Annotated in this window: 21 protein-coding genes; 20 read left to right on the top strand and 1 reads right to left on the bottom strand. The window is 42.5% G+C overall.

The features are described from left to right. Nucleotides 1-44 precede the first annotated feature (44 nt). A complete protein-coding gene (gene map, locus C9J47_RS25480; RefSeq protein ID WP_006232663.1) occupies nt 45-872 on the bottom strand; it encodes a type I methionyl aminopeptidase in 828 nt (275 codons plus the stop codon). A gap of 324 nt (nt 873-1196) precedes the next feature. On the opposite strand from map, the gene rpsB reads away from it, so the two are divergent. From rpsB to C9J47_RS25380, 20 genes are all read left to right on the top strand, one after another. Beyond that, nucleotides 1197-1925, top strand: coding sequence for a 30S ribosomal protein S2 (gene rpsB / locus C9J47_RS25475; protein WP_006232664.1), 729 nt, complete (start codon nt 1197-1199; stop codon nt 1923-1925). Between the two features lie 111 nt (nt 1926-2036). Continuing rightward, on the top strand, nt 2037-2882 hold the full coding sequence (tsf, locus tag C9J47_RS25470) for a translation elongation factor Ts (RefSeq protein ID WP_107256682.1): 846 nt from the start codon (nt 2037-2039) through the stop codon (nt 2880-2882). A gap of 99 nt (nt 2883-2981) precedes the next feature. After that, nucleotides 2982-3704, top strand: coding sequence for a UMP kinase (gene pyrH, locus C9J47_RS25465; RefSeq protein WP_107256680.1), 723 nt, complete (start codon nt 2982-2984; stop codon nt 3702-3704). 143 nt (nt 3705-3847) lie between these two features. Further along, nucleotides 3848-4405, top strand: coding sequence for a ribosome recycling factor (gene frr / locus C9J47_RS25460; protein ID WP_011219566.1), 558 nt, complete (start codon nt 3848-3850; stop codon nt 4403-4405). A gap of 85 nt (nt 4406-4490) precedes the next feature. Further along, nucleotides 4491-5255 (top strand): undecaprenyl pyrophosphate synthase, encoded by a 765-nt coding sequence (locus C9J47_RS25455; RefSeq protein ID WP_107256678.1) that lies wholly within the window; start codon nt 4491-4493, stop codon nt 5253-5255. Between the two features lie 112 nt (nt 5256-5367). After that, complete coding sequence (locus C9J47_RS25450) at nt 5368-6216, top strand: phosphatidate cytidylyltransferase (RefSeq protein WP_107256676.1); 849 nt, start codon at nt 5368-5370, stop codon at nt 6214-6216. Nucleotides 6217-6278: 62 nt separating this feature from the next. Then, a complete protein-coding gene (ispC, locus tag C9J47_RS25445) occupies nt 6279-7472 on the top strand; it encodes a 1-deoxy-D-xylulose-5-phosphate reductoisomerase (protein ID WP_107256674.1) in 1194 nt (397 codons plus the stop codon). A gap of 2 nt (nt 7473-7474) precedes the next feature. Continuing rightward, complete coding sequence (gene rseP, locus C9J47_RS25440; RefSeq protein WP_107256672.1) at nt 7475-8830, top strand: sigma E protease regulator RseP; 1356 nt, start codon at nt 7475-7477, stop codon at nt 8828-8830. Between the two features lie 36 nt (nt 8831-8866). Further along, the gene (bamA, locus tag C9J47_RS25435) at nt 8867-11284 is read left to right on the top strand and encodes an outer membrane protein assembly factor BamA (RefSeq protein WP_107256670.1); all 2418 of its coding nucleotides are present in this window, start codon (nt 8867-8869) and stop codon (nt 11282-11284) included. A gap of 19 nt (nt 11285-11303) precedes the next feature. Beyond that, on the top strand, nt 11304-11813 hold the full coding sequence (locus C9J47_RS25430; protein ID WP_006232673.1) for an OmpH family outer membrane protein: 510 nt from the start codon (nt 11304-11306) through the stop codon (nt 11811-11813). Nucleotides 11814-11893: 80 nt separating this feature from the next. Next, entirely contained in the window at nt 11894-12919 is a 1026-nt protein-coding gene (gene lpxD, locus C9J47_RS25425) for a UDP-3-O-(3-hydroxymyristoyl)glucosamine N-acyltransferase (RefSeq protein ID WP_107256668.1), read from the top strand. 124 nt (nt 12920-13043) lie between these two features. Beyond that, nucleotides 13044-13496 (top strand): 3-hydroxyacyl-ACP dehydratase FabZ, encoded by a 453-nt coding sequence (fabZ, locus tag C9J47_RS25420; RefSeq protein WP_107256666.1) that lies wholly within the window; start codon nt 13044-13046, stop codon nt 13494-13496. Further along, complete coding sequence (gene lpxA, locus C9J47_RS25415) at nt 13496-14284, top strand: acyl-ACP--UDP-N-acetylglucosamine O-acyltransferase (protein WP_107256664.1); 789 nt, start codon at nt 13496-13498, stop codon at nt 14282-14284. Before fabZ ends, lpxA begins: the two co-directional genes overlap by 1 nt. Next, nucleotides 14284-15426, top strand: a complete 1143-nt coding sequence (lpxB, locus tag C9J47_RS25410) for a lipid-A-disaccharide synthase (protein ID WP_107256662.1) — start codon at nt 14284-14286, stop codon at nt 15424-15426. The genes lpxA and lpxB overlap by 1 nt, the downstream gene beginning before the upstream one ends. A 9-nt stretch (nt 15427-15435) precedes the next feature. Then, on the top strand, nt 15436-16041 hold the full coding sequence (gene rnhB / locus C9J47_RS25405; RefSeq protein ID WP_107256660.1) for a ribonuclease HII: 606 nt from the start codon (nt 15436-15438) through the stop codon (nt 16039-16041). Between the two features lie 114 nt (nt 16042-16155). Then, nucleotides 16156-19632, top strand: a complete 3477-nt coding sequence (gene dnaE / locus C9J47_RS25400) for a DNA polymerase III subunit alpha (RefSeq protein WP_107256658.1) — start codon at nt 16156-16158, stop codon at nt 19630-19632. Between the two features lie 96 nt (nt 19633-19728). Further along, a complete protein-coding gene (gene accA, locus C9J47_RS25395; protein WP_107256656.1) occupies nt 19729-20688 on the top strand; it encodes an acetyl-CoA carboxylase carboxyl transferase subunit alpha in 960 nt (319 codons plus the stop codon). 131 nt (nt 20689-20819) lie between these two features. Further along, entirely contained in the window at nt 20820-22142 is a 1323-nt protein-coding gene (gene tilS / locus C9J47_RS25390; RefSeq protein ID WP_107256654.1) for a tRNA lysidine(34) synthetase TilS, read from the top strand. Between the two features lie 56 nt (nt 22143-22198). Then, the gene (locus C9J47_RS25385) at nt 22199-22510 is read left to right on the top strand and encodes a c-type cytochrome (protein WP_107256652.1); all 312 of its coding nucleotides are present in this window, start codon (nt 22199-22201) and stop codon (nt 22508-22510) included. A 225-nt stretch (nt 22511-22735) separates the two neighbouring features. Further along, nucleotides 22736-24085 (top strand): sodium-dependent transporter, encoded by a 1350-nt coding sequence (locus tag C9J47_RS25380; RefSeq protein WP_107256650.1) that lies wholly within the window; start codon nt 22736-22738, stop codon nt 24083-24085. Nucleotides 24086-24153 lie beyond the last annotated feature (68 nt).

Genomic DNA, 24153 nt, shown 5'->3' with positions numbered 1-24153 from the left:
GTTCGTACTAAGGAAAAGTCGGCACATGGCCGACTTTTTCAATATTATGCTTTGATGATACGAGGTAGTGTTTCATCTTTTCGTAATGTAAGCACTTCACAACCAGTTTCAGTTACCAGTAGTGTATGTTCCCACTGTGCTGATTTTTTGCCATCAACAGTATATACAGTCCAACCATCATTATCGTCAGATACACAGCCAAATTTACCAGCATTGATCATCGGTTCGATAGTAAAACACATACCTGCTTTTAATACCGTACGGTCATTGTTTTTGTAATGAACAACCTGAGGCTCTTCATGAAACTCGTTACCGATACCATGCCCACAGTAATCTTTAACAATAGAGAAACGGCTGTTACCCGTTTTAATGAATTTCTGAATCGCAGTACCAATTTCACCTAGTTTAGTGCCAGGTTTTACCTTCTTAATTGCAAGGTAAAGACTTTCTTGTGCAACACGGCATAAGCGTTTGTCATCCAGTGATACTTCACCGATCTCAAACATCTTAGAGGTGTCACCGTGGTAGCCATCTTTAATAACAGTAATGTCGATATTAAGGATGTCGCCATCTTTTAGTACTGCAGGTTTGTTGTAAGAGCCATTAACGTCTTCATCTTTTTCAGCGGGAATGCCGTGGCAAACAACGTGATTGATCGATGTACAAACCGATTTAGGGAAACCGTGATAGTTGAGCGGCGCAGGAATTGCGTTCTGCTCTTTTGTGATGAAATCGTGACAGATTCGATCTATCTCTTCTGTCGTTACGCCCGCCTTTACATGGGGTTCAATCATCTCTAGCACATCAGCAGCCAAACGGCCGGCTACGCGCATTTTTTCTATTTCATCAGCCGTTTTGATCTTAATGCTCATACAATATTCTCTATATTTTACTGTTTGCTATTAATCATATGTTAACAGTGAGGAAGGGCGATGGAAACCAAGTTTAGATACATCAACTAAACTTAGTCTGGATTATTGCTATAAAGATATGGTATAAAACGCGCCGTAATTAGCTAATTTGGTTTCGACTCTATTAGTTAAATTACACACACTTTTATTAATCACTCACACATATCGACACATGCTCCGGGGTGCCCGCCATTTTTAATAAGCCCATTATGGACTTAGGTAAAATGGATAGAGGGTCGGTAGGATGGGATATGTGGACGCCTAACCCCATAGAGGAATTATTCAATGGCAACTGTATCAATGCGCGACATGCTTAAGGCTGGTGTACACTTTGGTCACCAAACTCGTTACTGGAACCCAAAAATGAAGCCATTCATTTTCGGTGCTCGTAACAAGGTACACATCATCAACCTTGAGAAAACTGTACCAATGTTCAACGAAGCACTAGCTGAAATCAACAAGATTGCAGCTCGTAAAGGTAAGGTGCTTTTCGTTGGTACTAAGCGTGCAGCCAGCGAATCTATCAAAGAATCAGCTATCAACTGTGATCAGTACTACGTAAACAACCGTTGGTTGGGTGGTATGCTGACTAACTGGAAAACTGTTCGTCAGTCAATCAAACGTCTGAAAGAGCTAGAAATTCAGTCTGCTGACGGTACGTTCGAAAAGCTAACTAAGAAAGAAGCGCTAATGCGTACTCGTGAAATGGAGAAACTTGAAAAGTCTCTAGGTGGTATCAAGAACATGGGCGGTCTTCCTGACGCAATGTTCGTAATTGATGCTGATCACGAACACATCGCTATTAAAGAAGCTAACAACCTGGGTATCCCTGTATTCTCTGTTGTAGATACTAACTCTAACCCAGACGGCGTTGACTTCGTTATCCCTGGTAACGATGATGCAATCCGTTCAATTCAGCTTTACACTGGTGCTGTAGCACAAACTGTAACTGAAGCTCGTAACCAAGATATCGTTGTTCAAGCTGAACAAGATGGTTTCGTAGCAGAAGCTTAATAGCCGCTCTTTTGAGTTTCTTAGTTTACCTAGTGTAAACTAAGAATGGTTAACAGGGGCCCATTTCGGCCCCTGATTTTTATATCAAGAATTCAAACCGAGGATATGACAATGGCAACAGTTACAGCTGCCCTAGTTAAAGAACTGCGTGAGCGTACAGCTGCAGGCATGATGGATTGTAAAAAAGCACTTGTTGAAGCAGATGGCGACATCGAGCTAGCAATTGATAACATGCGTAAGAGCGGTGCTGCTAAGGCTGCTAAAAAATCAGGTAACATCGCAGCTGAAGGCACAATTATCATCAAAGAAGTTGATGGCGTTGCTGCAATTCTAGAAGTTAACTGTCAAACAGATTTCGTTGCTAAAGATGCTAGCTTCCTTGCGTTTGCTAATGAAGTAGCAGATGCAGCTCTTGCAGGTCGTGCTGAAGTTGCTGAACTTCAAACTACTTTCGAAGAGAAGCGTATTGCTCTAGTAACTAAAATCGGTGAAAACATCAGCATTCGTCGTGTTGAGTTCATCGAAGGCGCAGCAATTGGTTCTTACCGTCACGGCGACCGTATTGGTGTTGTTGTTGCATCTGATGCAGACCAAGAAACAATTAAGCAAGTAGCTATGCACGTTGCTGCATCTAAGCCTGAGTTCGTAACTCCTGAAGATGTACCAGCAGAAGTTGTTGCTAAAGAAAAGCAAATCCAGATCGATATCGCTATCCAATCTGGTAAGCCAGCTGAAATCGCAGAGAAAATGGTTGTTGGCCGCATGAAGAAATTCACCGGCGAAGTTTCTCTAACTGGTCAAGCATTCATCATGGACCCAGCACAAACTGTTGGTCAAATGTTGAAAGCTAAAGGTGCTACAGTAACAAACTTCATCCGTTTTGAAGTTGGTGAAGGCATCGAGAAAGCACAAGAAATGAGCTTCGCAGAAGAAGTTGCAGCTGTTCAGAAGGGTTAATCCTTCACAGCAAAAAGAACTCTAAAGACCGTAGCCAAGGCTGCGGTCTTTTTACAACTCCATATCTCTTTAGTTTAGTTAGCCTGGAAGGTAATACTTATGACCACAAACCCTAAACCAATTTATCAACGAATTTTACTTAAACTAAGTGGTGAAGCACTACAGGGATCAGAAGGTTTCGGTATTGATGCAAAAGTTCTTGACCGTATGGCACAAGAAGTTAAAGAACTCGTTGAACTGGGTGTACAGGTTGGCCTTGTTATCGGTGGCGGTAATTTGTTCCGTGGCGCTGGTTTAGCTGAAGCGGGTATGAACCGAGTTGTGGGCGACCACATGGGTATGCTAGCAACTGTGATGAATGGTTTGGCAATGCGAGATTCATTACACCGTGCCTATGTGAACGCTCGAGTGATGTCTGCAATTCCACTAAATGGTGTGTGTGACAGCTACAACTGGGCTGAAGCTATTAGCCAACTTCGTCAAGGTCGCGTTGTGATCTTCGCAGCTGGTACTGGTAATCCGTTCTTTACTACTGATTCAGCGGCATGCCTTCGTGGTATTGAAATTGAAGCTGACGTAGTATTGAAAGCAACGAAAGTTGACGGAGTTTACACTGATGATCCAGTTAAGAACCCAGATGCGGTTCTTTGTGATAAGCTTGGTTACCAAGATGTTCTCGAAAAAGAGCTTAAAGTGATGGACTTAGCTGCATTTACACTTGCTCGTGACCATAAAATGCCGATTCGTGTTTTTAACATGACTAAACCAGGCTCTCTTCGTCGCGTAGTAATGGGTGAGCAAGAAGGCACTTTGATCTCTTAATTGTTAATGTGAAAACATGAGTCTTCACGTTGGTGAAGCTTTAAAACGTATTAACGATAAAAACGACTAATTCAGGATGGAGGCCTTTGAGGCCTCCGCCGTGACTAAATAACCTGACCATTACCAAGCAGGGGTACTAAATCGTGATTAATGAAATTCAAAATGATGCGCAAGAGCGTATGGGAAAAAGCGTTGATGCGCTAAAAAACCAACTTGTTAAGATCCGTACTGGTCGTGCGCATCCAAGTCTACTTGATACCATTTACGTAGAATACTACGGTGCGAATACACCACTTAAGCAGCTTGCAAATGTTGTTGCTGAAGATTCACGTACGTTGGCGATTACGGTTTTTGACCGAGAGCTAACGCCAAAAATCGAAAAAGCTATCATGATGTCAGATTTGGGGCTAAACCCAATGTCTGCAGGTACCGTAATTCGTGTACCATTGCCTCCGTTAACGGAAGAGCGTCGTCGTGATCTTGTTAAGATTGTACGTAAAGAAGCAGAGCAAGGTCGTGTGGCTATTCGTAACATCCGTCGTGATGCGAATGCAGACTTAAAAGCATTGCTAAAAGACAAAGAAATCTCTGAAGATGATGATCGTCGTGCACAAGATGAAATTCAGAAGCTGACAGATGTTGCTGTTAAGAATATTGAAGCTGTTCTTGAAGTAAAAGAAAAAGAGTTAATGGAAGTTTAAGACACTTGTCTTTCCAATATGATTTAGCTTTATGATATTTGAAGCGCTGTGCGTACAGCACAGCGTTTTTTTTTGAGGGAGAAACATGGCAGAGCGTACCATCGAAACTGAACTTTCTGCTGAATGTTTACCGAAGCATGTTGCCGTCATTATGGATGGAAATGGTCGGTGGGCGAAGGCAAAAGGAAAGGCTCGAGTGTTTGGCCATAAGGCTGGCGTTGAAGCCGTGCGTAAAAGTGTCTCGACGGCTAACCGTCTTGGCGTTAAGGTTTTGACATTATTTGCTTTTAGTAGCGAAAACTGGCGTCGCCCTGAAGACGAGGTTTCATTATTAATGGAACTGTTTATGACTGTACTGACTCGTGAAGTTAAACGTCTTCATAAAAATAATATCCAGTTACGTATTATCGGTGACAAAAGTGGCTTTAGTGATCGACTTCAACGAAAAATAGCAAGCTCAGAAGCGTTAACAGCTAACAATACTGGGTTAGTCTTGAATATTGCTGCCAATTACGGTGGACAATGGGATATCTTGCAAGCAACGAAAAAATTGGCCGTTCAAATTGCTGAACAAGGTTTAACTGCTTCAGATATTACTGAGGATATGTTGTCTGCAGGCATGTCGACTGCTGATTTACCTGATGTGGATTTAATGATCCGTACGAGTGGTGAATGCCGTATTAGTAATTTTATGCTGTGGCAGGCGGCTTATGCCGAATTATACTTCACAGAGCAGCACTGGCCTGATTTTGATGAAGAAAGCTTTGCTAACGCTATAGCATGGTATGTTAACCGCGAACGCCGTTTTGGTTGCACGGGTGAACAGATTAAAGCTTTAATACAAGAATAAATATTATTCAAGAGATGCGTTTTTAAGAAAACGCATTGATTATCGTCACAACATTAAAATCGTGATATTTGGTCTGAATAATGAAAATAAATAACAATCGAGAGGACGCCGCTTGTTAAAGCAACGAATTATTACTGCACTAATCCTCGCGCCTTTAGTGATTGCTGGGATATTTTTACTACCATTTCCTTTTTTCGTCATTGCTCTTGCTGCGATTACGTTGATTGGTTTTTGGGAATGGACACAGTTTGTTGATGCTAAATCGCGCCTCGTTGCGATGGTCGTACCTACGATAGCCCTAGGCTTAAGCTTAGTGGTAATACCTTTCGATGTAACTGCATTATCAACACTGGCTGAGTCGCACCATGGCATATTGTTTGTTGGTGGAATTTGGTGGTTAATTGCATCTACCTTAGCAATAACATATCCATCCAGCGTAAAACTTTGGTCTACATCTTCTTCGCTAAAATACTTCTTTGGGTTACTTACACTCATTCCATTTTTTTGGAGCATCTTAATGCTCCGCGCAGTTAATTATGCTGAAAACCCATACCACGGTGCAAAACTTGTGTTACTAGTTTGTTTTCTTGTTTGGTCGGCCGATACAGGTGCGTACTTCTCTGGTAAACGTTTTGGTAAAACTAAAATGGCCCCTGCGGTTAGCCCAAACAAAACCATTGAAGGTTTAGTTGGAGGTGCATTGTTAGCGATCCTTATTACGTGGGGTGGCGCGACATTGATGGATATTCCATTTACGAGCTTAAGCAATCTTTTCATCATTGCTATTATTACAGTGATTGCATCTGTTTTAGGTGATTTGGTTGAAAGTATGTTCAAGCGTGTTTCTGGCATCAAAGATAGTGGTAATATTTTACCTGGTCACGGTGGTATCCTTGATCGTATTGACAGCTTAACGGCTGCCCTTCCTGTTTTTGCTTTATTGTACCTTTGGGTACTGTAAGCAATATCATATAGCGGGCAGCGATTCTTAAACTGCCCTCCATAGCTGAATTAAGTGATTTTATGCGTAAGTTAACGATTCTTGGTGCTACTGGCTCTATTGGAAGTAGTACATTGGCTGTTGCAGCACAGAACCCACAATTGTTTGAGGTTGTTGCTTTAGCTGCCGGTACGAATAGTCAGAAAATGCTCGAGTTGTGCCGTGTTTGGAAACCAAAATACGCAGCAATGGCATCTCAGCAGGCTGCGAAGGAATTGTCAGCATTACTGAAACAGCATGAGATTAGTACCCAAGTTTTAGCGGGTGAAGCAGGGCTCTGCCAAGTCGCGGCACTTGATGAAGTTGACACTGTCATGGCCGCAATAGTTGGTGCTGCGGGTTTATTACCGACAATGGCTGGTGTGAAAGCGGGTAAACGCATTTTATTAGCGAACAAAGAAGCATTGGTAATGTCTGGTCAGATGTTTATTGATGCGTGTGAGCAATACGGCGCTGAGCTATTGCCTGTAGATAGTGAGCATAATGCCATCTTCCAATGCCTACCTGCTGATATTCAGCGTGCAATGGGGCGTTGTGATTTGGAAGAGTACGGCATTAGTAAAATTTTGCTAACGGGCTCTGGTGGACCATTTAGGTATACTGAACTATCTGAATTGACATCGGTTACGCCACAGATGGCAATCGCACATCCTAATTGGTCTATGGGACCAAAAATCTCAGTTGATTCCGCAACCATGATGAACAAAGGGCTTGAATATATTGAGGCTCGGTGGTTGTTCAATGCATCTAGAGAGCAGCTGCAAGTGATTATTCACCCACAGTCCGTTATTCACTCCATGGTGCAATATAAAGATGGCTCAGTATTGGCGCAGATGGGGTTACCCGATATGCAAACGCCCATTGCGTGTGCAATGTCCTACCCTAATAGAGTAGATGCGGGGGTTGCGCCATTAGACTTCAGTAATATTGGTGAATTCACTTTCTTGCCGCCAGACTACTCGCGCTATCCTTGTTTGAAACTTGCTATTGATGCATGTTATGACGGTCAAGCCGCGACAACGGCATTGAATGCGGCGAACGAAATAGCGGTTTCGGCGTTCTTAAATAATGAAATCGGTTTTACCGATATTGCAGTAATAAACGAGCAAATTCTTAATTCTGCCGATATGACGACACCAGTAGATTTGGAAAGTGTGATTGAGTTAGATATGCGAGCTCGTGTTTTGACTCACAACATAATTCGTAAGGTAGCATGAATATGATGAGTATTTTATGGAATCTAGGGTCATTTATACTGGCTTTAGGGATTCTAATTGCAGCACATGAATTCGGTCACTTTTGGGTCGCTAGACGTTGTGGTGTCTATGTTGAACGCTTTTCCATCGGTTTTGGTAAATCGTTATGGCGTAAAGTGGGCAAAGATGGCACAGAATATACTCTGGCCATGATTCCACTGGGTGGTTACGTTAAAATGCTCGATGAGCGTGTTGATGACGTACCAGCTGATAAAAAACATATGGCTTTCAATAATAAACCACTATGGCAACGTAGTGCGATTGTTGCTGCTGGACCAATGGCGAACTTTATGTTTGCTATCTTTGCTTATTGGGTCGTTTATCTGATTGGAATTCCTGCTGTTCGTCCCATAATTGGTGAAGTCGCTCCGCAATCGATAGCGGCGGAAGCAGGAATTAGCTCTGGAATGGAACTAAAATCTATTTCAGGAATCAAAACCGCTGATTGGGAATCCGCTAATATGGCGATGATTTCTCATATCGGTGATAAAGAAATGGTTATTACAGTCACTGAACCTAATAATGACTATGAGGTTCAGCGCACTTTAAACCTAAGTTCTTGGTCATTTGACCCTGAAAGTGAGCGTGTTCTAACAACACTCGGTATTACACCCTATTCACCTGCAATAACCCTTTCCATCTCACAACTTGTTGACGGTGGAGCAGCAATTGATGCTGGATTCAGGTTAAATGATAAAATTGTGGCGATCGATAATACCCCGATCTCACAATGGAAAGAGGTTGTTGATGCTGTTCGATCGCACCCTGAACAAGCACTGTTGTTTGAATTAGAGCGTGAAGGGCAGCGTGTTTCGGTGACTTTGACACCGAAATCAAAAAAATTGGCAAATGATGAGTTAATTGGATACGCAGGTTTTGCGCCAGAAGTGGAAGCTTGGCCCGAGTCATACCGTATTAACCTTCAGTTTGGTCCTATAGAAGCAGTAGGAAAAGCAACAGAAAAAACATGGCAGTTGGTGACGTTGACCTTTGACATGGTGACAAAGTTGGTAACTGGAGATGTGGCGCTTAAAAATCTAAGTGGCCCAATATCCATAGCGAAAGGGGCTGGAATGACCGCCGATTACGGTTTGGTGTATTTCCTTGGATTTTTAGCTCTGATTAGTGTGAACTTAGGGATAGTTAACTTGTTACCGCTTCCGGTACTTGATGGTGGACATTTAATGTATTTTGCCATTGAAGCTGTAACCCGTCGTCCCGTTTCTGAGCGTGTTCAGGATCTTGGCTATAGAGTGGGATCTGCCATTTTGGTTGCATTAATGGCCGTAGCGCTATTCAATGATTTTACCCGCCTTTAATAAGTGCGTTTTTAGCAAGGAATAATTAGAACAGTAATGGCGATAAAAAAACTGTTGATCGCATCACTCTTACTCGGTAGCAGTGTTGCGCAGAGCGCGGAACAATTTGTAGTTGACGATATTCGTTTTGAAGGGCTTCAACGTGTCACTATGGGGGCTGCATTGTTAAAAATGCCAGTACGTGTAGGCGATAATGTTGATGACCGTGATGTAGCGGAAATTATTCAGGCTCTTTTTGCTTCCGGTAACTTCGAAGATATTAAAGTATTTCGTGATGGTGATGCACTGGTTGTCAAAGTGCTTGAGCGTCCGACAATTGCCAATATAACATTTTCGGGAAACAAGGCGATCAAGGAAGAGCAACTTACTGATAATCTAGATTCATCGAATCTGCGTATTGGTGAAGCACTTGATCGTACGACACTCAGTAAAATAGAAAAAGGACTAGAAGACTTTTACTATAGTGTAGGTAAATATAACGCCAGCGTACAAGCTGTTGTTACGCCATTGCCTCGAAACCGTGCGGATCTTAAGTTTGTCTTCACTGAAGGTGTATCGGCAAAAATTCAGCAAATCAACTTCATTGGAAATGACGTTTTTACTGATGCAGAGCTGAGCAGTAAATTTAACTTGAAGGCTGATATTCCATGGTGGAACTTCCTTGCTGATGAAAAATATCAAAAGCAAGTGCTCGCTGGTGATTTAGAAATATTACGCTCGCAATACTTGAATAATGGTTACTTGAAATACAAGTTAGACTCAACTCAAGTCTCAATCTCTCCAGATAAAAAGGGTGTGTATATCACGCTTAAAATTGATGAGGGCGAGCAGTATCAAGTGAAAGATGTAACGTTCCGTGGTGACTTATCGAAAGAGAATAATGACCTAAACGAGCTTGTTACGATCAACACTGGTGATATCTATAACGGTGCACAAGTGACGGCACTTGAAGAAGCCGTTAAGCGAACATTAGGTGAATCTGGTTATGCGTACCCGCAGGTAACGACCATTCCTGATTTTGATGACGATAAAAATGAAGTCTCACTGCTTGTAAACGTTGAATCTGGCAAGCGTATTTATGTGCGTAATATCCAGTTCTCTGGTAACACATCGACGAAAGATGAAGTGTTGCGCCGAGAGATGCGTCAAATGGAAGGTAGTTGGCTGAACTCGAAATCTGTTGAAAGCGGTAAGAGTCGTTTGAATCGAACTGGCTTCTTTGAAACCGTCGATGTACAAACCGTTCGTGTACCGGGTTCTGACGATGAAGTCGATATCAAATATGTAGTGAAAGAGGCTAATGCTGGTAGCATTAATTTCGGGGTTGGTTATGGTACTGAATCAGGTATCAGCTTCCAAGCGGGTATTCAGCAAGATAACTTCTTAGGTACCGGTAACCGTTTTGGCATCAATGCGATGATGAATGATTACCAAAAGAATGTCAGCTTAGAATACCGTGACCCTTATTTCACGATCGATGGTATCAGCTTAGGTGGTAAAATTTACTACAACGAGTTTGAAGCATCGGATGCAAACATCTCGGACTATACCAACCAAAGTTATGGTACAAGTTTGACATGGGGCTTCCCGTTTGATGAATTAAACTTCTTCGAATTTGGCCTTGGGTACGATCATAACAAGATTTCGAATACCCAAGAATATTACCAGATTGAAAAATTCAAAAAGATTCATGGCTTCGACCGAGGTCAAAATGTGATCGAACTGGATGACTTTGATTGGTCGGTTTCATGGACTCGTAACAACTTGAACCGTGGTTACTTCCCTACGGCGGGTAATCACCAACGTGCATCATTCCGTATGACAATTCCGGGCTCTGATGCTCAGTATTTCAAAACGCAGTACGATGTTCGCCAATATTTCCCGTTAAACGACGGGCATGATTTCAGTTTATTACTTCGTGGTCGCTTAGGTTACGGTAATGGTTATGGCACAACAGACAATGGAAGTGATCAATTACTGCCATTCTACGAAAACTTCTACGCGGGTGGTTTTACTACGCTACGTGGTTTCCGTTCTAATACTGTTGGCCCTAAAGCTGTTTATGTACAAGGTTGTCCGACTGGTGGTCCATCAGGGAACAACAATTGTGCTATCGGTACTGATGATGCAGCTGGTGGTAACGCCGTGGCATTAGCAAGTATGGAGCTTATTGTTCCAACCCCGTTTGCATCAGATGAAATTCGTAACCAGATCCGTACTAGTCTATTTATTGATGCTGGTACAGTGTGGGATACGGAATATGATTTGAAAGATACTGACGGTAAATATCTTGAAGATTATTCCGATATGGGATTAATTCGTGCGTCATACGGTGCTGCTTTACAGTGGATGTCACCTATGGGCCCATTGGTATTCTCGATTGCTCGTCCGATCAAGAAATACGACGGTGATGATGAAGAATTCTTCACATTCACCATTGGACGAACATTCTAATTTTTTGAGGAGAAGTCTTTTGAAACAGTGGATTAAAGCAGCAAGTTTAAGTTTAGTTATTTTATCATCTTCAATGTATGCGCAAGCTGCTGAAGCGGCACAAAAAGTGGGTTATGTTGCAACGGGTCAAGCAATGGCTCAGTTAGCTAAGCGTTACAATGTGTCTGAAAAGCTACGTAAAGAGTTCAAAGATCGTATTGATGAGCTTCGCGGCATTGAAAACCGCATGAAAACGAAGGTCGAGAAAATGAAGCGTGATGGTGAGTTAATGAGCTCAACTGATCGTACTAAGATTCAGCGTGAATTAGCATCTCTTGATTCTACTTACAAGCTAAAGGCTAAAGCACTTCAAGAAGACCAGCGACGTCGTGGTCAAGAAGAAGAGCAGAAATTAGTGATGAAAATTCGTACAGCAATCCAAACTGTAGCGAAGAAAGAAGGCTACGATATTGTGGTTGATGCACAAGCTGTATTGTTTGCAGATCCTAAAGATGACTTATCTAATAAAGTTATCACTGCAGTAAAATAAAGTGATTATTCTCTTAACGCTATTTTGCTCAACAGCAAGATAGCGTTGAGCTGAGCAGTTATAAAAGAATAAGGTTAACAATGGCACGTATTACTCTTGCTGAAATAGCAGATAAATTGGGTGCAGAACTTCGTGGAGATGGTTCTGTAGAAATTCAATCAATTGCAGGCATGGAAAAAGCAGCTGAAGGGCACATTACCTTCTTATCTGCAAGTAAGTACCGTAAACATTTAGCAGAATGTCAGGCGTCGGCAGTCATGCTGAAAGAGGCTGATTTACCGTTTTTTGATGGGAATGCACTGGTACTGAAAGACCCGTATTTAGGGTATGCGCTTCTTGCTCAATTATTGGATACGACACCTAAATCTGCTTCAAATATTGCGCCATCGGCATATATCGCTGATGATGCAATAATCGGTGAAGGTGCTGCTATTGGCCATAATGCGGTTATTGAATCAGGCGCACAAATAGGCGCTAACGTACAAATAGGTGCTGGTAGCTTTATTGGGCAGCATGCAGTTATTGGTGCGGGCAGTAAAATTTGGGCGAATGTATCTATTTACCACAAGGTGACATTAGGGAATGATTGCTTAGTACAATCAGGTGCTGTAATTGGTTCTGATGGTTTTGGGTATGCTAATGATCGTGGTAAGTGGGTCAAAATTCCACAACTAGGCTCTGTCCATGTTGGTAACAATGTAGAAATTGGTGCATGTACTACGATTGACCGTGGTGCGATCGATGATACAGTTATTGCCGATGGTGTTATTATTGATAACCATTGTCAAATTGCCCATAACGTATCTATCGGCGAAAATACTGCGATTGCTGGTGCAACAACAATGGCGGGTAGCTTAAAGATTGGTAAGCATTGCTTTATTGGTGGTGCAACAGTGATCAATGGTCATATGGAAATTACTGATGGTGTAACGATTACCGGAATGGGGATGGTAATGCGCCCTATCAGTGAGCCTGGTGTATACTCATCAGGAATACCATTGCAGACTAATCGTGAATGGCGTAAAACAGCGGCTCGAGTGATGAAAATTGAAGAGATGAATAAACGCCTTAAATCAGTTGAGAAAAAGCTGAATGAGAGCAACTAATTAATCTTCAATAGAGTTCGTTGAACTGGCCTGCGCATGCGTAGGCCGTTTTGCGTTTAATATATATGATTTTAAAAATTATTTTTATAGGTGTTAATTGCCTATTTAGAACAGGAATGTAGTTTTGACGAGCGAAAAGAAAACGTTAAATATCACAGAAATTCAGGCGCTTTTACCGCACCGTTACCCGTTTTTAATGATTGATCGTGTAACGGATTACGAAGAAGGTCAAACGTTAACAGCGTATAAAAATGTATCAATAAATGAGCCTTTATTTACAGGCCATTTCCCTAAGATGCCTATTTTTCCTGGCGTGATGATTCTTGAAGCAATGGCTCAAGCTACTGGTCTATTGGCTTTTAAAAGCTTTGGTGCTCCCTCTGAAAATGAATTGTATTACTTTGCAAGCATTGATAAAGCGAAGTTCCGTAGACCTGTTGTCCCTGGCGATCAGCTTGTTTTAGACGTTGAGTTTATAAAAGAGCGCCGTGGTATTGCTCTATTTAATGGCACCGCAAAAGTTGACGGTGAAGTTGTTTGCTCTGCTGAGCTTAAATGCGCAAGACGAGAATTCTAATGATCCATGAAACTGCAAAAATCCACCCATCGGCTGTAGTCGAAGACGGCGTTAAAATTGGTGCGAATGTTACCGTTGGTCCATTTACTTATATCGGCGCAGATGTCGAAATTGGTGACGGTACAGAAGTGATGTCACACGTTGTGATCAAAGGCCCTACGGTTATTGGTCAAGATAATCGTATTTTCCCATTCGCAGTGATTGGTGAAGAGTGCCAAGATAAGAAATACAGCGGTGAAGCCACACGTCTTGTGGTCGGTGATCGCAATGTTATTCGTGAAAGCGTCCAGATGCATCGCGGAACAGTTCAAGACCGAGGCGTGACAACGGTTGGTAGTGATAACCTATTTTGTGTGAATGTTCACATTGCACATGACTGTGTTGTGGGTGATAACATCATCATGGGCAACAATGCTACGCTAGCGGGTCACGTAAACGTTGAAGATTATGCCATTATTTCGGCCTTATCACCGGTGCACCAATTCTGCACTGTGGGTGCCCACAGCTTTATTGGTGGCGGCTCGATAGTGGTCCAAGATGTGCCACCGTACGTGATGGCGCAAGGTAATCATGCTAAACCGTTTGGTATCAATATCGAAGGCTTAAAGCGCCGCGGTTTTGAAAAACCAGAGCTGCATGCAATCCGTCGTGCTTATAAAGAGATCTACCGCTCAGGTAAAACACTGGCAGAGGTGAAACCTGTGCTGGAAGAGATGGCAAAAGATTACCCATCGATTGGCCTGTTCGTTAAGTTATTTGATAATTCGACTCGCGGTATTATTCGCTAATGACGAAGCCACTTCGAATAGGAATTGTCGCTGGGGAAATCTCCGGCGATATTTTAGGTGCTGGCTTTATTCGTGCGATTAAAGCTCAATACCCTGATGCTGAATTTGTTGGTATTGCAGGTCCACGTATGGAAGCAGAAGGCTGTGAAGCGCTGTTTGATATGGAAGAGCTTGCGGTGATGGGCATTGTGGAAGTATTAGGGCGTTTGCCTCGCTTGCTCAAAGTTAAAGCTGAGTTAGTGAAATACTTTACTGAAAACCCACCGGATGTATTCGTTGGTATTGATGCGCCTGATTTTAATCTGCGCCTAGAGCTAGATTTAAAACAGCATGGTATTAAGACGGTTCACTACGTGAGCCCATCGGTATGGGCGTGGCGCCAAAAGCGGATTTTCAAAATCGAGGCTGCAACAAACTTGGTGTTGGCTTTTTTACCTTTTGAAAAAGCGTTTTACGATAAGTTTAATGTGCCTTGTGAGTTTGTTGGGCATACGATGGCTGACGCTATTCCCCTTGAAACCGATAAAGCTGCAGCACAAACTTTACTGAACCTTGATGGCAATAAGCGTTGGTTAGCGGTATTACCAGGCAGTCGTGGTAGTGAGATGGGGATGTTAGCAGCTCCTTTCATTGAAACCTGTAAATTGCTTAAGCAAAAACACCCTGATCTTGGTTTTGTTGTTGCCTTAGTCAATGAAAAACGTCGTGAACAATTTGAACAATCATGGCAAGAAACGGCTCCAGAACTCGATTTTGTATTGGTGAATGATACCGCGCGTAATGTGATGACAGCTTCAGATGCGGTGTTATTGGCATCAGGCACTGTCGCATTAGAGTGCATGCTTGTTGGTCGTCCGATGGTGGTGGGTTACAAAGTGAAGCCCTTGACCGCATGGATAATAAGACGTTTGGTTAAAACAAAATATGTGTCTCTGGCAAACATTTTGGCCGACAAACCCTTGGTGACCGAATTACTGCAACAAGATTGCGTGCCTGAAAAGTTAAGTGCCGAAGTCGATCGAATTTTGAGTTCTGATAATACAGAACTATTGAGTGAATTTTCTCGTATGCACCAATCAATAAAGTGCGATGCAGATAATCGAGCCGCTCACGCAGTTTTATCTCTAATTAACAAAGCTTGAGCAAAAATAATGACGAAAGATTTTGAACCATTTGTATATCCACAAGCCAATTTGATTGCAGGTGTTGACGAAGTTGGACGTGGTCCATTGGTTGGTGCTGTTGTGACTGCCGCTGTTATTTTAGATCCTAATAATCCTATTGTGGGATTAACTGATTCTAAAAAGTTGAGTGAAAAGAAGCGCAATGTATTATTTGATGAAATTAAAGAAAAAGCATTAGCGTGGTCGCTGGGCCGTTGTGAGCCAGAGGAAATCGATGAGCTTAATATTTTACAAGCGACCATGGTTGCTATGCAGCGTGCTGTTGCGGGCTTAAGTCTTCAGCCTGATTTCGTACTGATTGATGGTAATAAAATCCCTCAATTGCCTATGGCTGCGCAAGCGGTAGTTAAAGGGGATTTACGTGTGGCAGAAATTAGTGCCGCATCGATCATTGCAAAAGTAACACGAGATCGTGAAATGGAAGTACTTGATGCTCAGTATCCACAATACGGTTTTGCGAAACATAAAGGTTACCCTACCAAAGCGCATTTTGAAGCATTAGAGCTACATGGTGCGATTGAGCAACACCGTAAGAGTTTTAAACCGGTAAAACGCATTTTGGATATAGAGTAACTGAACGATTATTTAGTCTTAATAGCGTCATTGCTGTTAAGCGATATACGGTGATAATAAATACCTTAGGCTATAATTATCACTTCAAATTAGAACGCAATAAATCTGGTTGTCATGGCTGATCCTCGCTTTATTCATCTTCATACTCATAGTGACTTTTCAATGGTTGATGGCTTATCAAAAGTCTCGCCGTTAGTTAAAAAAGTGGCTGAACTTGGTATGCCTGCAATGGCATTAACCGACTTCACTAACCTGTGTGGTTTAGTGAAATTCTACTTTGCAGCACATGGTGCTGGAATGAAGCCGATCATCGGTGCTGATTTTAAAGTGCATTCAGAAGAGCTTGATAATGAGCTGGCTGACCTCACTATTTTGGCTGCAGACAACGACGGCTATCAAAATCTAACCATGTTGATTTCGAAAGCGTATTTGCGTGGTCATGTTCAGCATCAGCCCGTTATCGATAAAGAGTGGCTAGCTCAATATAGCAAAGGGCTAATTTTATTGTCTGGTCGCTGTGGCGATGTCGGTAAAGCCCTGCTTAAAGGTAACCAAACGCTGGTCAATCGATGCGTCGAGTTCTATAAAACCCATTTTGAAGATAGATTTTATTTGGAATTAGTCCGGACTGGGCGTTCTGATGAAGATGCATACATTCACTTTGCGGTTGAGCTTGCTACGAATGAAGAACTGCCGGTTGTTGCAACCAATGATGTGCGTTTTATATCTGCTGAACAATTTGATGCACATGAAATTCGCGTGTCAATTCATGATGGTTACACCATCGTTGATCCTAATAGACCAAAGCTATACAGCCCACAGCAGTATTTACGTACTGAAGAGGAAATGTGTGAGTTATTCTCAGATATTCCTGAAGCGTTGGCGAACAGTGTTGAAATCGCGAAGCGTTGTAATGTAACGGTTCGTCTTGGGGAATACTTCCTGCCGAATTTCCCTACTGGGGATCTAAGTACTGAAGATTTCTTAGTTGTTAAGTCTCGTGAAGGTTTGGAACGACGTCTAGCGTTCCTTTTTCCGGATGAAGCGGTACGTGTCGAAAAGCGCCCTGAGTACGATGAGCGACTTGAAATCGAACTTCAAGTTATTAATCAGATGGGGTTTCCCGGCTATTTCTTGATCGTCATGGAGTTTATCCAATGGTCGAAAGATAATGATGTGCCGGTTGGTCCTGGGCGTGGTTCTGGTGCGGGGTCATTGGTGGCTTATGCTCTCGACATTACCGACCTTGATCCGCTGGAATTTGACTTACTCTTCGAACGTTTCTTGAACCCTGAACGTGTATCGATGCCCGATTTCGATATTGATTTCTGTATGGACAAACGTGATTTGGTTATTGATCACGTTGCCGAAATGTATGGTCGTGATGCGGTATCTCAGATCATTACGTTTGGTACAATGGCGGCGAAAGCGGTTATTCGAGATGTAGGGCGAGTACTCGGTCACCCGTACGGTTTTGTTGATCGTCTTTCTAAAATGATCCCGGCAGAGCCAGGTATGACATTGGCTAAAGCTTTTGAGGCAGAACCGCAACTTGGGGATGCCTACAATGCCGATGAAGAAGTAAAAGCCTTAATTGATATGTGTCGCATCCTTGAAGGTGTAACACGTAATGCGGGTAAGCATGCGGGTGGTGTTGTAATTTCACCAACGACGATCACTGATTTCTCACCACTGTATTGCGATGCAGAAGGTGCTAACCCTGTTACCCAGTTTGATAAAAATGATGTTGAAACTGCAGGCTTGGTGAAGTTTGACTTCTTGGGTCTACGAACATTAACCATTATTGACTGGGCGCTAGATCTCATTAACCCTCGTCGAGAGGCTGAAGGTAAAGAGCCGATCAATATTGCTTCGATTCCAATGAACGATAAAAAGTCATTCGACATGTTGCAGCGCTCTGAATCAACGGCAGTGTTCCAGTTAGAATCGCGAGGAATGAAGGATCTGATCAAGCGTCTTCAACCCGATAGCTTTGAAGATATGATCGCACTGGTAGCCTTGTTCCGTCCCGGCCCTTTGCAGTCCGGTATGGTAGATAACTTTATCGACCGTAAGCATGGTCGAGAAGAAGTGTCATACCCTGATGCCACTTGGCAGCATGAATCGTTGAAAGAGATTCTCGAACCCACTTACGGCATTATCTTGTATCAAGAACAAGTTATGCAAATTGCACAGGTACTGTCTGGCTACACCTTGGGTGGGGCCGATATGTTACGTCGTGCGATGGGTAAGAAAAAACCTGAAGAAATGGCCAAGCAGCGCACCACCTTTGAAGAAGGGGCGGTTAATAATGGGGTCGATGGCGAACTCGCCATGAAGATCTTCGACTTGGTAGAGAAATTTGCCGGTTATGGTTTCAACAAATCCCACTCAGCTGCGTATGCATTGGTATCGTACCAAACACTGTATTTAAAAGCGCATTACCCTGCGGAATTCATGGCTGCGGTAATGACTGCAGATATGGATAACACTGATAAAATCATTGGTTTGGTTGATGAATGTTTACGCATGAAGATACCTTTGCTGCCGCCTGATGTAAACAAAGGGCTTTATCGATTTAATGTTGATGAGCAAGGCGCAATTGTTTACGGTATAGGTGCAGTAAAAGGTGTTGGTGAAGGGCCGATAGAGAATCTGATTGAAGCCCGTGAAAAAGGTGGTCACTTTAAAGATTTATTCGATTTCTGTGCGCGTATAGACACTAAAAAAGTCAACAAGCGTGTACTTGAGAAATTGATCAAATCGGGTGCGATGGATCGTTTAGGCCCAAATCGTGCCACTATGATGGCGACGTTGAACGATGCTATTAAAGCGGCTGGCCAGCATCATCAAGCAGAAGCCTTTGGTCAGGCTGATATGTTTGGTGTATTGACAGCTGCTCCTGAAGAGGTCGAGCAAGCTTATGCCAATATTCCAGAATGGCCAGATAAAATTTGGTTGGAAGGTGAACGTGAAACTCTAGGGCTGTACTTAACAGGTCACCCGATAAATGCCTATATTTCAGAGTTAAAGCATTACACCACTTGGCGCCTAAAAGATGCTAACCCAACAGGACGTGATAAAGTAGCGTCTGTTGCAGGGTTAGTGATTGCTGCACGCGTTATGACAACAAAGCGTGGGACACGTATTGGTTTAATGACACTAGATGATCGTTCAGGTCGTATGGAAGTCATGTTATTCTCTGATGCGCTTGAACGTTACCTGGATTTGCTTGAAAAAGACAAAATAGTGGTTGTTTCTGGACAGGTCAGCTTTGATGATTTCAATGGTGGCCTTAAAATGTCAGCCAGAGAAGTACTGGATATCTCTGAGGCAAGAGAAAAACACCTTAGAGGACTTGCTATCTCGGTAACAGAACAGCAAGTCGATGAAAAGTTTTTTGCACGCTTCAGTCAAGTACTGGAGCCTCACAGGGCAGGTACAGTACCTGTTAATGTGTATTATCAGCGCTCGAATGCACGTGCCAAACTTACCTTAGGAACAGAATGGCGTATTACGCCGTCGGATCAGTTAATTCTCGATCTCAAGTTGTTGTTAGGTGAGAAGCAAGTCGAGCTTGAATTTAATTAATTTAGTTTATCCGTCGTCTAGTTCATTTTATGGTGCTTTAGACAAGCCATTATAGAGTGAAAGACGGCGATAATAGACAAAAGGATTTAAAGTTGTATGAGCCTGAACTTCCTTGAGTTTGAACAACCAATTGCAGAGTTGGAAGCCAAAATTGAAGCACTTCGCGATGTTTCTCGTCGTGATGAATCGGCGTCGGTTGATTTAGACAAAGAAATCGGACAACTAGAAAAGAAAAGTCTTGAGTTAACTAAAAAAATCTTTAGTGACTTAGGGGCATGGCAAGTCGCGCAATTAGCGCGTCATCCTGAGCGCCCATATATTTTTGACTATGTTGAGCATATCTTCACTGAGTTTGATGAATTAGCGGGCGATCGTGCATTTGCTGATGATAAAGCGTTAGTGGGTGGTATTGCACGCCTTGATGGTCGTCCTGTTATGGTTATCGGTCATCAAAAAGGACGTGGTACAAAAGAAAAAGTACTGCGTAATTTTGGCATGCCTAAACCTGAAGGTTACCGTAAAGCATTACGTTTAATGAAAATGGCTGAGCGTTTTAAAATGCCAATCATTACCTTTATTGATACTGCGGGTGCATATCCTGGTGTTGGGGCTGAAGAACGTGGTCAATCAGAAGCGATTGCAACTAACTTGAAAGCAATGGCGGGCCTAACAGTGCCTGTTATTTGTAATGTTGTTGGCGAAGGCGGTTCTGGTGGGGCATTAGCGATTGGTGTAGGTGACTGCGTTAATATGCTTCAGTACTCTACATACTCTGTTATTTCTCCTGAAGGTTGTGCATCAATTTTATGGCGAGATTCAAATAAAGCGCCTCAGGCAGCTGAAGCGATGGGACTGACGGCTGATCGCCTGAAAGAACTTGAGCTTATCGATAGCATTATTGAAGAACCTCTAGGTGGTGCACATCGTGATCTAGAGGCAATCTCTGCATCATTAAAAGCAACGCTAATCGCTAACTTAGCTGAACTTGAAGCTTTGGATACCGATGAGTTGCTTGAGCGTCGTTACCAACGTTTGATGAGCTACGGTTACTGCTAAGCAGACTTAGTCAAAATTAGAGCACATTGAAGCGAGTCAATTCTAAGTAAAGAGTTGGTTCGCTTTTTTTTGACGACTAAAAAGTATTATACTGCGACATTATTCTTCCCTGTGCAGGCTTCATATTTCCCATGCTTTATTCTTCGCTTCGTTCGTGCCTGCTGGCTAATACTCCCGATTCCAATCGATTTGTAATTGCTTTAAGTGGCGGGTTAGATTCGCGGGTATTACTGCACTTAATGGGGCGTTTTATTCGCGATAATCCGCAGTATCAATGCGATGCTGTGCATGTACATCATGGTTTAAGCGGCAATGCGGATAAATGGGCTCAGCAGTGTCAGCAATGGGCTTTCGAAGAGAAGATAACCTACTGCCATATTGAACACGTTACTTTGGTTCTAGGTAATCGAATTAGTGTCGAACAACAAGCGCGAGAGCAGCGTTATCTTGCGTTAAGTAAGCATATTCAGCAAGGTGATTGCTTATTAACCGCGCAGCACGCTGATGACCAGCTTGAGACATTTTTACTCGCGTTAAAACGAGGCAGTGGTCCTGCTGGGTTAGCCTCTATGCCAGAGAGCACTACGTTTGGCATTGGTTATCATCTTCGACCTTTGTTGCAGGTTACACGTCAGAGTATTACTGATTACGGTATTGCCCATCAATTAGAGTGGGTTGAAGATGAAAGTAATCAAGATCAACGTTATGACCGCAATTTTCTTCGCCATCAAATAACGCCATTATTACATCAACGCTGGCCTGGAATACGTAAAGCGGTATCTCGTAGTGCCGTGTTATGTGGTGAACAAGAAGCATTATTAAATGAATTATTAGCTAGTCATTTATCGAAAGCATTGCATGTGGATCAAAGTTTAAAAATTGTAGAACTAGGTTCTGAGAGGATAGGCAAGCAGCTGATCCGTCAGTGGCTAAGTCTATTTACGGTGTTAATGCCATCGCAAGCTCAGTTACAGCAAATATGGCACTCGGTTGTTTGGGCTCAAGATGACGCTAACCCACAAGTATGTTGTGGTAGCCATCAAATTCGACGCTATAAACAACGCTTGTATGTTGTCAAACAGTGGGCCGATATTAGCCGCTTTCAGCAAGAGTGTAAGTTAAACCAGCCCTGTTCCCTGCCTGAAGAGCTTGGAACGTTAGTGATAACAACCGTTAAAGTAAGTGGAACATTACGCTTGCCTCTGAAAAATGAAACTGTATCTGTACGGTTTGAGCCCGAAGGTATAGAGGCTAAACCTCAAGGACGTATTGGGAAGCGTAAACTTAAAAAGCTATTTCAAGAATATGAAGTGCCCAGTTGGAATCGCCGTCGTACACCGTTAGTTTTTTATAATGATCGGCTTGCCGCTGTTGCGGGGTTATTTGTGACTGAAGATTTTGTCGGTGAAGATTGTGATCTAGATTGGCAGTGTAACTCACGAGAAGTGCAATAGTTTCACAAAGAGTGCACAATTTGCGAAAGGATATTAAAAATGTATAAGAGGACAAAATGAATAAAATTATTGCACTTACTATTTTCGCAGCTGTATTCTCATCATCAGTAATGGCTGCAGGTGACCCCGCAGCAGGTAAAGCTAAAGCTGCTATTTGTGCGGCATGCCATGGTGCTGATGGGGTTGCAATGATCCCAGGCTATCCAAACCTTAAAGGGCAGAATGAACAATATTTGGCAAATGCATTAAAAGCCTATAAAAATAAAGAACGCACGGGCGGAATGGCGATGGTAATGCAGCCCCAAGCTTCTATGCTAAACGATACCGACATTGCAAATGTTGCTGCGTATTTTGCTCAATTAAAATAAGTTTATTATTTAATATACCTCAGTAGGCATATTGATATTTAACATTAACCGCTATTAGTACTCAACACTGATAGCGGTTTTTCTTTGTCTATTATTGCTGTACCACGATATTTACAGTTGCTAGCTCATAATTTATTCAGTTAGATACTCTGCTCTTGCTAAAGAAAGTAGCATGCATTATTGTACTAGCACACTGATACGATGATTGGTAAATGAGTACGCATAATGGCTGGTAGTAGAGAACATTTTGGTTCAAAAGTAGGGTTTATTCTGGCTGCTGCCGGTGCTGCTGTTGGGCTTGGGAATATTTGGGGATTTCCAACACAAGCGGCAAGTAATGGAGGAGGGGCGTTTGTTCTGGTTTACCTCTTTATGATCTTGGTCGTTGCTTTCCCTATGCTGGTGGTCGAAATGGCTATTGGTCGTCATGGTCAAGCGAATCCAATCGATAGCATGCGTAGTTTATCGGATAACCCGTTAGCTAAAAAAGCAGGCTCAGTAGTTGGTTGTATTGGTTTAGCCGTACCTTGTTTAGTGTTGGCATTCTACAGCATTGTCGCAGGATGGTTAATTACCTTCATGTTTGCAGCTGTAACGGATATTTTCGGTTTTGAATCGGCATCTGCATGGTTAAAAGATTTCTCTATTGGTCGTAACCTCTTTGGCGCAATTATATTTTATATATTAACCATTCTTATTGTGCAAAGTGGCGTTAAGCAGGGTATCGAAAAGTGGTCTACACGTTTAATGCCTGCGTTGTTTGCTTTATTTGGTTTAATGTTTGTTTATATCATGACTCAAGATGGCGCAATGGAAGGGTTAAAGCACTTCCTTATTCCTGATTTCAGTAAAGTCTTTGATCGCCAGTTACTGTTAGCCGCAATGGGACAAGGGTTCTTCTCTTTGACTATTGGTGGCTGTTCTATGCTTATTTATGGCTCTTACTTAAGTAAGAAAGAAAACCTACCGAAAATGGCGCTTAGCGTGACATTGGTTGATACCGCTGTTGCCATTGTAGCGGGCATGGTTGTAATGCCTGCGATGTTTGTCGCGATGCAAAAAGGTGTAGCAATTTACGCAGAAGATGGCTCTCTTCTGAGTTCTGATACCTTAGTGTTTACTGTTCTGCCTATGTTGTTTGATAGCCTTGGTTTTGTGGGTGAACTGCTTGCTCTCGTTTTCTTTGTGCTAATGACGATCGCTGCACTAACATCATCTATCTCAATGCTTGAATGCCCAGTGTCGTTAGTCAGTGAGCGTTTTAATACGAAACGTAAGCCGACAAGCTGGGTGTTAGGGGCGTTAATTGCTTTATTCAGTGTTGTTATTATTTTTAATTTTGGCCAGATGTTTGGTTTAGTTGCGACTATTGCTACGCAGTATTTTCAGCCTGTAGCTGCATTACTGTTTACTTTATTTGGTGGCTGGGTTTGGTCTCGTAACAGTAAACTCAAAGAGTTGAGCGAAGGTTGCCCTGAAATCGAAAACAGTTTGTTCTGGAAAGTTTGGCCGCTATACCTAAAAGTTGTATGTCCTATTTTAGTGGCAACAGTACTTTGGGCTTCGTTTGGCTAAGGTTACTGATAATTAACCATGAAATATAAAAAACGGAAGCCATTGGCTTCCGTTTTTGTCTCTAATAC

Source organism: Photobacterium indicum (genome assembly GCF_003026215.1).
GTDB lineage: Bacteria > Pseudomonadota > Gammaproteobacteria > Enterobacterales > Vibrionaceae > Photobacterium > Photobacterium indicum.
The sequence above is the reverse complement of the archived record's forward strand: the minus strand, read 5'-3'. Positions and strand labels throughout refer to the sequence as shown.